Raw genomic sequence first — 11,247 nt, 5'->3', positions numbered from 1 at the left:
TTGGCTTACTAAATTTTCTCGCCTAAGGTCTATCTTTGATCAAATTTAATAAATTTTCTCCAATGTTTTCATTTGTTAGATTTGAAATTTCTTTATAAAAATTTCCTTTTTTGTCTATTAAGTATATTGAAGAGCTGTGGGCAACAGAGTAGCCCATGGCTGAGTTTTCAAGACGGACTTTTTGAAATTTTACACCATAGGTTTTTGCCACTTCTTTTAAGGCATTTAGTTTTAATCCATCAGCATCTTTATAGAAATTTTTTGCCATTAGAGTTAAATTTTTAGGAGTATCGCGTTCAGGATCAAGTGTAATAAAAAGTAACTCAAAGTCATCTCTTTTTAGTTTATTTAGCTCATCACCAATCAAAGAGAGCGCAGTAGGGCAGACATCGGGGCAAAAAAGATAACCAAAATATATAACTTTGTACTTTCCGTCGTAATTTTTAAGACTTACTTCACCATTTTGTGAAAGTGCCTTAAAATCATACTTGTTTGGCTTTATTAGCAAAAGTGCAACACCTATACAAATTAAGATTATTATTAAGCCCCAAAATGCCTTTTTCATCATTACCCTCTATAATTTTAGATCAAGATCTACAAAAAAACCAGTTTCTTTTTCGTCATCAAGCACTTTAAATCTATATCTCATAAGCTCGACAACGCAAGCACTTAGCACTACTTGAGCAGTTAAGTTATCGCCTCTTGGCTCAAGTCTTGCTTTGATTGATCCCATATTCATATTTATGCCGTCTATCTCAAGACTTGGATTTTTTAGCCCTAAATTTTTACCATTAATGATTTTAAAGCTAAAAGGTCTCATAGCATAAATAGGTCTTGGCGAGATGTCTATTTTTAGCTTTACGCCTTTAAATTCCATCTCACAAGATTTATTGTTTAGATCACATTTTAAAGGATCTAGCGATGTGTTTACATCGGCAAATTCAGGTGGATCTTCCTTGCTTGTTGTCATAAGCTTATAGCCTATCGAAAAAGCACCTAAAACAATAAAGATAAATGAAAAAATAATTATGATTTTTTTCATTATTTAAAGTTTTTAGTTACTCCGATATTATCAAGCTTTATGCTCTCGCCATTGCTAAATTTTAGCTCTAAATCAACTTTATCACCATCTTTTAATGGTTTGTTTAGATCCATAAGCATAATGTGTAAACCGCCAGGAGCTAGTTTTGTTTCACCATTTTTTGGGATCACTGCATCTTCGATTTGAACCATAGCCATCATACCATCATTCATTTTGTGAGTATGAATTTCTGTGTTTTTGCAAACGCTTGAGTGAGCACCAATAAGCTTTACATCAGAATTTGAAGCATTTTTTATATTCATAAAAATTGCACTATTGTTTGTGCCAGGTTTTGTATCTCTAGCTCTAACATTTTCTAGGCTGATATCAGCCGCCATAAGAGTAGAAGCTACAAGCATCGCGCCAAAAACGATTTTCTTCATATTTTTCCTTTGTGATAAAATTAATAATGGTTTTCACATTATACATTTAGAACTACTTAATTTACCTTTAAAATCTAAAAATATAAATTTTTTAGGATATAATTACGGACTAAATTTTACTTTTTGGGACATTTCACTTGAAAAAAATTATATTTTTCTTCATCACGTTATCGCCTTGTCTTTTTGCCCAAAATTACGAAGAAATTTACTTAAAAAATGGCTCAGCTGCTGTTATTGACGCCATCGAAAAAAATATTTTAAGTAAGGATTACTGGCTAAAAAAGCTTGAAGGCAAGGATGTAAGATATGGATATTATGACAACGAGATACTTCTAAGTGTGGTTGATAAAACTAAAAAGAAGCTTGAAGTGATCTCTTATAATGGCGGCATTACAAAAAAGCTTTTTAGCTCAAGCGTTATAGTTGGCAAAAATGGTGATAAGCTTCTTGAAGGCGATCTAAAAACACCGGTTGGAGTGTATCAGCTTACACGTAGATTTACCCCAAATGATAGATATCTTGGACCGCTTGCATTTTCGCTTTCATATCCAAATTTGCTTGACAAACTTGCAAAGCGAAATGGTGGTGGTATTTGGATACATGGCTATCCGCTCGATGGTCAAAGGACAGATGAGCTAAAAACAAAAGGCTGCGTGGCTATGCAAAATGATACTTTGATGAAATTTGATGATGTTGTGGATCACAAAAAAACACTTGCATTTATCTACGAAGATAAGCGTCCAGAAGCTAGTGCAAAAGATATTGCAGTGATCATTTCTGGACTTTTGGGCTGGAAAAAGACCTGGAGTGAGAGCGACATTGAAAACTATCTTAAATTTTACGATAAAAACTTTGAGCGATACGATGGTATGAGCTTGGAAAAATTTAAAAGTATGAAGCGGGCTATTTTTTCTAAAAAAGAGAAAAAACGCATTAGTTTTTCAAATTTTCTCATCACACCTTATCCAAATCTTAAAAATGATAGGCTTTTTCGTGTGAGTTTTTATGAGGATTATGTTTCAGATACGCACAAATTTGCTGGGCAAAAGACGCTTTATGTGAAGCTTTATAACGATGATATGAAAATTTTTATAGAGGAGTAAAAGTGGAAAAATCTCAAGAAGTAAAAGAAAAAATCGAGAAAATTTTAGAGGCAAGAGCTGCTTTTTTTGCTGAGCTTGACCGCCAAGTTCCAAAGAAAAATGGTACTGATGTTTTTGATTTTAGCAAAGTAAAAGAGGCTGATCTGAAAGAAATTTACGCTAAATTTTATGCATTTGACTACAACGTAAGAAAACTTTTACCGGATGTTTATACTGCTTTTAATGTGAATTTTAATGTCTGAAATACGCCTAAATAAAGCTTCATATATCCATAACCTCACTCAAATTTGTGCTAAAGCTGGTGGCAAAGAGAAAGTAATAGTTGTATTAAAAGACAATGCTTATGGCCATGGCGCAAGGCTTATTGCAAATGAAGCTAAAAAATTTGGCATAGAAATTTGTGCTGTAAAAAGTGAGTTTGAGGCAAATGAAATTTCTGACATATTTGAAAATATTCTCATTCTCTCACATATCCCAACCGGAAATGAAAGCAGTAAATTTATCTATGCGATAAACGACATAGAGGCGCTTTTAAAGATAAAAGATGGCTCAAAAATCAATCTTGCAATCGATACTGGCATGCATAGAAATGGGCTTGATATTAGCGAGCTTGATTATGCGTTTGAAATTTTAACAAGAAGGAATTTAGAGCTTCTTGGAGCTTATACTCATTTTCGTGCAAGCGATGAAGTAAATGCTGATTATTTTGTACAAAGGGAAAATTTTAGAGCCGCAAAAAAGAAAATTTTATCTCTTTGTGAAGAGTTTGGCTTTAAAAAGCCCGTCTTTCACTCACATAACTCAGCTGCGCTTGAAAGAGCAAGTGAAATCGATGATGATATGGTGCGTGTTGGTATCGCTCAGTATGGATATGCTCAGTTTAGTGATAGTTTGGACTTAAAGCCGGTACTTTCACTATGGGCAAAAAGAGTTAGCAGGCGTATTTTAAAAAGTGGTCAAGGTGTTGGATATGGTGCTAAATTTAGCGCAAAAGAAGATATAAGTGTAGCCACTTATGATCTTGGATATGGTGATGGATTGCTAAGATACAATGGATGTGGCAAGCTAAAACTTGACAATAACGAGCCAATACTAGGCAAAATTTCTATGGATAGCTTTAGTTGTAAAGATAGCGGCGAGTGGGTCTGTGTCTTTGAGGATGCAAATATTTGGGCGAAATTTTTTGATACGATAAGCTATGACATTTTGGTAAAACTCTCGCCAAACATCACTAGGAAATTTATATAAAGGCAATATGTGAAAAAGATCGTTTTATTAGCTCTTGTTAGCCTTGCTTTTGGCGTACAAGAGAGTGAGTTTAAAATTTATGAGCAGATACTAAATCAGCTTGACACTAAGCAGATCCCAGCTTTTGTCGTCCAAACCGCAAAGCCAAATTTACCAAGCAGAGTCGATGAGATGATTACGCTAAAAGATGTAAGCGCAAATGGGCTAAATATACACGGTGAGTTTTTGCTAAACGAGACAAAAACTAAAAAGCTAAAAAACTACAACAAAGCTCAAATTTTAGCCTTAAAAGATGAGTTTTACAAGAACGGAAAAGATGCGCTTTGCAACTCAGGTATGGCTAGAGCTGTGCTAAATCGTGGTATCACACTAAGTGGTAGTTACGGCTTTGAAGGTAGGCATTTTTTTGATATAAATTTGGATAAAAGTAGTTGCGAGTAGCCCTTTTTTTACTATTTTTTTGCTCGCTTGCCCTGGCTATTACGCCAGATATAGCAGCGAAAAATCACGCAACTTATTACAAAAAAAAGCTTCCATTCATCTGCACGCCAACACTGACACTTAATGATATCCTAAATGTCGGTGATACGCTCATTTATAGATATGCCATCAAACACGCAAGAAAGCAAGAGATTAAAAGGCTTGAGGAGAAAGAGCTTTTGGAATTTATCGAAGCTATCAAAAAAGAGAATTTGCGAACCGCTTGCAAAGATAAAGAAATCTTAAATATGCTGAGTATAGGTGTTACCTTGGACGAGCTTTTTTATTCAGAAAATGGTGAGCTGATCTTTGAGTACACTATAGAAGATCGCGACTGCAAGAAATTGCAGTGAAATTTGGAGTTAAATTTCGGTTTTTTGGTTACAAATTTGATCCTTTACAATTTTAAAATTCTATTTACTCACAAGAATCGACTACTGATTTTAAGCTTCGAAAAGCTTGCCACTAAATTTAGAGTCGTTATATACTCGCTCATAAAATTAAAATTTCTTGTAAATGTCTATATTTAAGGCCAAAAAAGATAGCAAAAAGAAGAAATTTAGCCCAAATTTTACTAGAACTAAATTTTCTACATGCCTCTTTTTATCTCTTGTTCAAGTCTTTCAAGCTCAGCGATCCTGTCACTGGTGCTTGGGTGCGTTCTAAAAAGTACGCCAAGCTTGTTAGTTAGCGAGCCAAATGGATTTACGATAAACATATGAGCACTTTGCTCGCTTGCGTTTTGCATAATGTAAGAATTTGAGTAGCTCTCAAGCTTTCTTAAAGCACTTGCAAGCCACTCTGGGTGTCCTGTTATATAAGCTGCGCCCTTGTCTGCCTTATACTCGCGCTCCCTTGAGATCGCCATTTGTATGATTGTGGCAGCTATTGGCATGAGTATAGCAAGTGCTAGCATAACGATGGCATTACCGCCACCTCTTCTTGAACTGCCACTCTGCCCAGCAATACTGCCAATCTTAGCAAAATTTGCAAGCATTGCGATAGCACCAGCTAGTATGGCAGCGATTGAGCCAGTTAGGATGTCGTAGTGTCTTACATGACTTAGCTCGTGAGCTAGTACGCCCTCAATCTCGTTTTCATTTAAAATTTTTAAAAGCCCCTCGGTTACCGCGACAGCTGCGTGGCTTGGATTGCGGCCTGTGGCAAAGGCGTTTGGTACCTCTTCTGGTATGATGTAAATTTTTGGTATAGGTAAATTTGCCTTTTGTGTGAGGCGAGATACGATCTCATAAAGCCCGTGAGCGTTACTCTCATCAACTGGGATAGCGTTATACCTTTTAAGCACCAGAGTATCACTAAAAAAATATGAAAAGATATTTGTGCCAGCCGCTATCAAAAAGGCGATCATCATGCCATGCTCGCCTCCAATATATCCGCCAACAGCGATAAAAATTAGCATCAAAGCAACCATTAAAAAAGCAGTTTTAAAAATTTCCATTTTTGTCCTTATTTTTTTATAGCGTTTGGCAAGATCGCAGCGTCTATGTTAAATTTTGCAAGCTGTGCTAGCTCGCTTTCATCTTTTATCAAAACAGCTATAAGTGCGTCAAATAGATAACTCTCAGCTATCTTTGCTAGATCTTTTGCAATGTCAATATCTGCGATAATAAATTTTGCTCCAGCCGCGTTTGCGATAATGGCTTCATTTGCATTAGTCACAAAAACGCTAAAGCTTGCTCCAGCTTCTAGCGCTTTTTTTATCAAATTTCTATCAAATTTAAAGAGATTTTGCCTGCCGTTTGAAATCTCATCTTCACTTTTGCAAAGAAATAGTGGCTCAAATTTGATCAGTTCATCGCCTAAAATTTTCATCTCTCACCCTTTATGCACTCTTTGCAGATGTATTTTCCGTCTCTTAGCACCATTTGGTCGGTATCGCTAAAGACACCGCATTTGCTGCACTCTTCGAAGTTGCTGGTGCTTATCTTGTCGCTTTTTTTTCTATTTTTAAAAAATATGATGTAAATTGCAACCAAAATCGCTACAAAAAGCAAGTATTTCAACATATCTCCCTTTGGTTTTTGAGATTAAAATATATGTAATTTCTGTTTTTTTCATTGTAAATTTGCGCGTCGATGCCTGAAATTTCATCCATGACGCTTGAGCCCTTGTAGATGAGAAATTTGGTGTTTTCATCATAAAATCCCTCACAAATTTTTATAAGCTCTTTTGTCTTGCTAAGCGCCCTTGAGGTGATTAGATCAGCCGTAAATTTATCTACAAGCTCGATCTTTTGGCTATGAACTTCTAAATTTTGCAAGCCAAGCTCGATCTTAGCATAGCTTAGAAATGACGACTTTTTGGCTATCGGCTCAAAAAGATGCCACTTAGTGCGCGGCATCGCAAGGGCTAAAAATATCGCTGGAAAGCCAGCTCCACTGCCCACATCGATCGCAGTTTTGGCACTTAGGTCAAAAATTTCAAGCGGCCTAATGCTATCAAGCACCTGCTCGCTTATGTCTTTATAATTGCTTAAGTTATGAACTTTGTTAAATTTAGCAAAAATTTGAGCGTAAGCCTTTACTTTTTCGTCAAATTCTGCCGGCAAGCAAAGCTCATTTTTCATCACAGGATGTGCCCCATTTGCTCTTTTTTGACCTTCAAGTAGCTTTCGTTAAATCTATTTGGCTTGATGACGATAGGCACGCGTTTTACGATCTTTACTGAGCTTAGTCCGTAAAGTTTTAATGGGTTATTTGTGAGCAAATTTACCTCCTTTATGCCGTAGTGATTTAGGATAAAATCAACCACTTCATAAGTCCTCTCGTCGGCCTTAAAGCCTAGCTGGTGGTTGGCCTCTATCGTGTCAAAGCCCTTATCTTGCAGGCTGTAAGCGTTTATCTTGTTTAAAAGCCCGATATTTCTGCCCTCTTGACGCAGGTAGATGACCATGCCGCCATTTTCTTCGATATATTTTAGGCTCGCTTCAAGCTGGTCGCGGCAGTCGCACTTTAGGCTTCCGATCGCATCTCCAGTTAGGCATTCGGAGTGAATTCTAAGATTTACCACTTCGCTTAAAGGCTCTTTGTAGATCACAAGGTGCTCTTTTGCCCCTTCTTTGAAGGCTTGAACCTTATAAGTGCCAAATCTTGATGGTAGATTTGCAGCGTTTGAAATTTCTATTTTCATTTTAAATTTACTCCAACTGTGCTAAACTAGCTAAAAATCACGCATTTTAACAAAGAAAAGGCAAAAATATGTTTAAACGTTTTAGAAGATTAAGAATAAATCCAGCCCTAAGAGACATGGTAAGAGAGACTAGCCTTAGCGTAAATGACTTTATCTATCCACTCTTTGTAGTTGAGGGCAAAGGCGTTAAAAACGAGATCGCTTCGATGCCAGGCGTCTATCAAATGAGTATTGATGAAATTTTAAAAGAGTGCGAAGAGATAGTAAATTTAGGTATAAAATCGATTATTTTATTTGGCATACCAAGCCTAAAAGATAGCGTTGGCAGTGACGCACTAAGTAATGACGGCATTATCGCAACTGCGCTTAGAGCGATAAAAGATAAATTCCCAAATTTGGTAGTTGTCACTGATCTTTGCTTTTGCGAATATACAGATCACGGCCACTGTGGCATAATCGATCACGTACATAACACCATCGACAACGATGCCACACTTGAAATTTCAGCCAAACAAGCCTTGATACACGCTCAAAATGGCTCTGATATGATCGCACCAAGCGGCATGATGGATGGCATCATTGCAACGCTAAGAGAGGCGCTTGATAGCAATGGCTATGAAAATTTACCAGTGATGGCATACTCGACTAAATTTGCCTCAGCTTACTACGGACCATTTCGCGATGTGGCACAAAGCGCACCAAGCTTTGGCGATAGAAAGAGCTATCAAATGGATAGCGCAAACCGTTTGGAGGCGATCAACGAGAGCTTGCAGGACGAGGCGCAAGGCGCTGATATCTTGATGGTAAAGCCTGCACTTGCCTATCTTGATGTCGTTAGGGAGCTTAGAAATTTAACACTTCTACCACTTTGCGTCTATAACGTAAGCGGCGAGTACGCACTGCTAAAAGCTGGCGCAAAAGCTGGCATCATTGACTATGATCGCGTTATGATGGAGACTTTGATCGGCTTTAAAAGAGCAGGGGCAAATTTGATCATTTCGTATCACGCAAAAGAAGCGGCTAAAATTTTAAGGGGCTAAGATGAGGCACTTTTTGACGCTAAATGACTTTGGCAAAGATGAAATCGAACAGATGATAAATTTAGCTCGCAAGATCAAAAAAGAGGCGAAGGCCAGAGAATTTAAGCCATATCTTAAAGATCAAAAGCTTGCGATGATATTTGAAAAAAGCTCAACTAGAACTAGAGTGAGCTTTGATGTGGGCATGCATGAGCTTGGCGGATATGCGCTATTTTTAAGCAAAAATGATATACAAATAGGCCGCGGCGAGCCTATACGCGACACCGCTAGAGTGATAAGCAGGATGTGCGACATGGCTATGCTAAGGGTCGATAAGCATGAAACGCTAGAAGAATTTGCTAAATTTTCAAGCGTGCCAGTTATAAACGGCTTAAGCGATAAATTTCACCCAGTGCAGCTAATGGCAGACTATCTAACTATGCTTGAATTTAGCGCAGGCGAGAAGGTCGCATACGTAGGCGATGGCAACAACATGACTCACTCGTGGCTCATGCTAGCAAGTAAGCTAGGACTTGAGCTAAGAGTAGCCACGCCAAAAGGCTACGAAGTAGATGCAGAAATTTTAAAAATGTCTAACGAGAATGCGAAAATTTCAGGTGCGAAAATTTTTATCACAAATGATATAAAAGAAGCGGTAAATGGTGCCGATGTAGTGACTACAGACACTTGGGTATCGATGGGGCAAGAGGCTGAGAAAGAAAAGAGGCTAAAAGACTTTGCTGGATACTGCGTGGATGAAAATTTGATGAGCTTAGCTAAAAAAGACGCGATATTTTTGCACTGCTTGCCAGCTTATAGAGGCTACGAGGTGAGCGAGGCGGTTTTTGAGAAGCACTCAGATGAAATTTTTAGCGAGGCTGAAAACAGACTTCATGCCCAAAAAGGCGTGATGGTCTGGCTGGATGAGAGAAGAAGATGAGCAAAGAGAAAAATGTATATGATGAGATAGATGAGATCGGCAATAACCTTGGGCTGAGTAGCCCTGAAAAAACGATCTTTGAGATAGTTTCAACCAAAAACCCAAATGAGCATATTTTAAATTTAAAAAGTGGCTCTTGGGACTCAAAAGAGCCGTGGTTTGGTATTGATGAAAATCAAAATTTACACACGGTAATCTCTGTAAAATCGCTTTCAGCTTTGATTGAGGCCTTAAAAGAGTCTCAAAAAGAGAATTTTGATCTAAGGCTTGAAAAGACGATCTGGCAAAACATACCGGTTGATTTTAGCGATGTTTGGGTGGTTGCTATGGATGAGATAAAAAAGATCGCAAGCGATAAAAAAAGTAGACAATTTAATATTGATCTTGACAAACTGGTAAAAAATATCAAAAAAGAGCACCCAAATTTATTTGTAGACATAAAAGAGGTGATTCAAATGGCAAGGAGTAGGGCAGATGATTGATTTTAGTGCTTATGTGAAGTATTCAAGGCCAGGGCCAAGATATACTAGCTATCCGACAGCGCCAGAGTTTAGTGATAAATTTAGCTATGAAGCTTATATAAAAGAGCTTGAAAATCGAGATAAAAAAAGGCCGCTTTCTCTTTATTTGCACCTGCCATTTTGCAGAAGCGCTTGTTATTTTTGTGGCTGTAACGTCATTTACACGAGCAAAGAGGATCGCAAAGAGAAATATATAAGATATATAGAAAAAGAGCTTGAAATTTTAGCTCACCACCTGGACACCAGTGCTGAGGTCTTACAAATGCACTTTGGCGGCGGCACACCAACATTTTATAATGCCGCTCAGCTTGATGAGATTATCAAACTTATCAAAGCTAAATTTAAAAATTTCTCAAAAGAGGCTGAGATAAGCTGCGAGATAGATCCGAGATTTTTAACAAACGAGCAGCTTGATGTGCTCATATCTCACGGCTTTAACCGCATAAGCTACGGCGTGCAGGACTTTGATGAAAAGGTGCAAAAAGAAATTCATAGAATTCAGCCTTATGAGATCACCCAAAATGCTGTAAAAATGGCTAGGCAAAAGGGCATAAAATCAATAAATATGGACCTGATCTATGGCCTGCCGTATCAAAGCCTAGAGAGCTTTAAAAAGACGCTTGAACTAGCCCTCACACTTGATCCTGATAGACTTGCGGTATTTAACTACGCTCATGTACCGTGGATAAAAAAATCAATGCGTAAATTTGATGAAACCACATTGCCAAATCCTGAAGTAAAGCTTGAAATTTTAAAATTTACAGCTGAGTTTTTAACTAAAAATGGCTACAAAATGATAGGAATGGATCACTTTGCAAAGCCAAATGATGAGCTTTTTGGTGCTCTGGCAAATGGTACTTTGCATAGAAATTTTCAAGGTTACACAACAAAAGGAGGCGCTGATCTTATTGGTATAGGCGTGACAAGTATCGGTGAGTGCAAAAGGCACTACGCACAAAATCATAAAGATATGGACGAGTATGAAAAGGCGATAGATAGTGGAAAGTTGCCATATGCAAAGGGAATTTATCTAAGCGATGAAGATTTGCTTAGAAAGAGTGTGATTATGAATTTAATGAGTAATTTTGGGCTTGATATCAAAGCTATCGAGAATGAATTTTATATAAATTTCTTTGAACACTTTAAGGAAGAGCTTGAGGAGCTTAAAAATTTAAATGAATTTGTCAATGTTACAGCAGATAAAATCAGCGTAAATGAAACTGGAACACTGATAATACGAAATATTGCAATGTGTTTTGATGAATATCTAAAGAAAATTCCCGAGAATTTAAGGCGTTTTTCTAAAACTATATAAAAATTAT

The 11,247-nt window shown here is 37.4% G+C and carries 17 protein-coding genes; 9 read left to right on the top strand and 8 right to left on the bottom strand.

Going from position 1 to position 11,247, the window contains the following annotated elements; all coding sequences use genetic code 11:
* Nucleotides 1-22 precede the first annotated feature (22 nt).
* Genes CVS95_RS01760 through CVS95_RS01750 form a run of 3 tightly spaced genes read right to left on the bottom strand, consistent with a single transcriptional unit; the run spans nucleotide 23 to nucleotide 1,464 of the window.
* A complete protein-coding gene (locus CVS95_RS01760; protein WP_107695362.1) occupies nucleotides 23-565 on the bottom strand; it encodes an SCO family protein in 543 nt (180 codons plus the stop codon).
* 9 nt (nucleotides 566-574) lie between these two features.
* Nucleotides 575-1,042 carry a hypothetical protein gene (locus tag CVS95_RS01755; RefSeq protein WP_035167203.1) on the bottom strand — a complete coding sequence of 156 codons (468 nt, stop codon included), beginning with the start codon at nucleotides 1,040-1,042 and terminating at the stop codon, nucleotides 575-577.
* Nucleotides 1,042-1,464, bottom strand: coding sequence for a copper chaperone PCu(A)C (locus CVS95_RS01750; protein WP_107695361.1), 423 nt, complete (start codon nucleotides 1,462-1,464; stop codon nucleotides 1,042-1,044). The genes CVS95_RS01755 and CVS95_RS01750 overlap by 1 nt, the downstream gene beginning before the upstream one ends.
* Nucleotides 1,465-1,601: 137 nt before the next feature.
* On the opposite strand from CVS95_RS01750, the gene CVS95_RS01745 reads away from it, so the two are divergent.
* Genes CVS95_RS01745 through CVS95_RS01725 form a run of 5 tightly spaced genes read left to right on the top strand, consistent with a single transcriptional unit; the run spans nucleotide 1,602 to nucleotide 4,648 of the window.
* Nucleotides 1,602-2,567 carry a L,D-transpeptidase family protein gene (locus tag CVS95_RS01745; protein WP_107695360.1) on the top strand — a complete coding sequence of 322 codons (966 nt, stop codon included), beginning with the start codon at nucleotides 1,602-1,604 and terminating at the stop codon, nucleotides 2,565-2,567.
* Nucleotides 2,568-2,569: 2 nt separating this feature from the next.
* Nucleotides 2,570-2,809, top strand: a complete 240-nt coding sequence (gene cmeU, locus CVS95_RS01740) for a CmeU family protein (RefSeq protein WP_087576821.1) — start codon at nucleotides 2,570-2,572, stop codon at nucleotides 2,807-2,809.
* Nucleotides 2,802-3,815, top strand: coding sequence for an alanine racemase (locus tag CVS95_RS01735; protein WP_107695359.1), 1,014 nt, complete (start codon nucleotides 2,802-2,804; stop codon nucleotides 3,813-3,815). Before cmeU ends, CVS95_RS01735 begins: the two co-directional genes overlap by 8 nt.
* A 9-nt stretch (nucleotides 3,816-3,824) precedes the next feature.
* Nucleotides 3,825-4,256: a peptide deformylase gene (locus CVS95_RS01730; RefSeq protein WP_107695358.1), complete on the top strand. Its 432-nt coding sequence runs from the start codon at nucleotides 3,825-3,827 to the stop codon at nucleotides 4,254-4,256.
* Nucleotides 4,247-4,648 carry a flagellar protein FlaH gene (locus CVS95_RS01725; RefSeq protein ID WP_107695357.1) on the top strand — a complete coding sequence of 134 codons (402 nt, stop codon included), beginning with the start codon at nucleotides 4,247-4,249 and terminating at the stop codon, nucleotides 4,646-4,648. Before CVS95_RS01730 ends, CVS95_RS01725 begins: the two co-directional genes overlap by 10 nt.
* Nucleotides 4,649-4,884: 236 nt before the next feature.
* On the opposite strand, the gene htpX is transcribed toward CVS95_RS01725, so the two are convergent.
* Genes htpX through ribA form a run of 5 tightly spaced genes read right to left on the bottom strand, consistent with a single transcriptional unit; the run spans nucleotide 4,885 to nucleotide 7,445 of the window.
* The gene (htpX, locus tag CVS95_RS01720; RefSeq protein WP_107695356.1) at nucleotides 4,885-5,754 is read right to left on the bottom strand and encodes a zinc metalloprotease HtpX; all 870 of its coding nucleotides are present in this window, start codon (nucleotides 5,752-5,754) and stop codon (nucleotides 4,885-4,887) included.
* An 8-nt stretch (nucleotides 5,755-5,762) separates the two neighbouring features.
* A complete protein-coding gene (locus tag CVS95_RS01715; RefSeq protein WP_107695355.1) occupies nucleotides 5,763-6,128 on the bottom strand; it encodes a hypothetical protein in 366 nt (121 codons plus the stop codon).
* On the bottom strand, nucleotides 6,125-6,322 hold the full coding sequence (locus tag CVS95_RS01710) for a hypothetical protein (RefSeq protein ID WP_234399983.1): 198 nt from the start codon (nucleotides 6,320-6,322) through the stop codon (nucleotides 6,125-6,127). The genes CVS95_RS01715 and CVS95_RS01710 overlap by 4 nt, the downstream gene beginning before the upstream one ends.
* Nucleotides 6,316-6,882, bottom strand: coding sequence for a 16S rRNA (guanine(527)-N(7))-methyltransferase RsmG (gene rsmG / locus CVS95_RS01705; protein WP_107695353.1), 567 nt, complete (start codon nucleotides 6,880-6,882; stop codon nucleotides 6,316-6,318). The genes CVS95_RS01710 and rsmG overlap by 7 nt, the downstream gene beginning before the upstream one ends.
* Nucleotides 6,882-7,445 (bottom strand): GTP cyclohydrolase II, encoded by a 564-nt coding sequence (ribA, locus tag CVS95_RS01700; protein ID WP_107695352.1) that lies wholly within the window; start codon nucleotides 7,443-7,445, stop codon nucleotides 6,882-6,884. Before ribA ends, rsmG begins: the two co-directional genes overlap by 1 nt.
* A 68-nt stretch (nucleotides 7,446-7,513) precedes the next feature.
* Between ribA and hemB the strand changes: the two genes are divergently transcribed.
* The 4 genes from hemB to hemN are packed head-to-tail and all read left to right on the top strand — an operon-like array spanning nucleotide 7,514 to nucleotide 11,240.
* Nucleotides 7,514-8,485 (top strand): porphobilinogen synthase, encoded by a 972-nt coding sequence (hemB, locus tag CVS95_RS01695; RefSeq protein ID WP_107695351.1) that lies wholly within the window; start codon nucleotides 7,514-7,516, stop codon nucleotides 8,483-8,485.
* A 1-nt stretch (nucleotide 8,486) separates the two neighbouring features.
* Nucleotides 8,487-9,404, top strand: coding sequence for an ornithine carbamoyltransferase (gene argF, locus CVS95_RS01690; RefSeq protein ID WP_107695350.1), 918 nt, complete (start codon nucleotides 8,487-8,489; stop codon nucleotides 9,402-9,404).
* Complete coding sequence (locus tag CVS95_RS01685) at nucleotides 9,401-9,886, top strand: DUF2603 domain-containing protein (protein WP_107695349.1); 486 nt, start codon at nucleotides 9,401-9,403, stop codon at nucleotides 9,884-9,886. The genes argF and CVS95_RS01685 overlap by 4 nt, the downstream gene beginning before the upstream one ends.
* Nucleotides 9,879-11,240: an oxygen-independent coproporphyrinogen III oxidase gene (gene hemN / locus CVS95_RS01680; RefSeq protein WP_107695348.1), complete on the top strand. Its 1,362-nt coding sequence runs from the start codon at nucleotides 9,879-9,881 to the stop codon at nucleotides 11,238-11,240. Before CVS95_RS01685 ends, hemN begins: the two co-directional genes overlap by 8 nt.
* Nucleotides 11,241-11,247 lie beyond the last annotated feature (7 nt).

Origin of the sequence: Campylobacter concisus, assembly GCF_003048905.1 — a bacterium.
GTDB lineage: Bacteria > Campylobacterota > Campylobacteria > Campylobacterales > Campylobacteraceae > Campylobacter_A > Campylobacter_A concisus_V.
The sequence above is the reverse complement of the archived record's forward strand: the minus strand, read 5'-3'. Positions and strand labels throughout refer to the sequence as shown.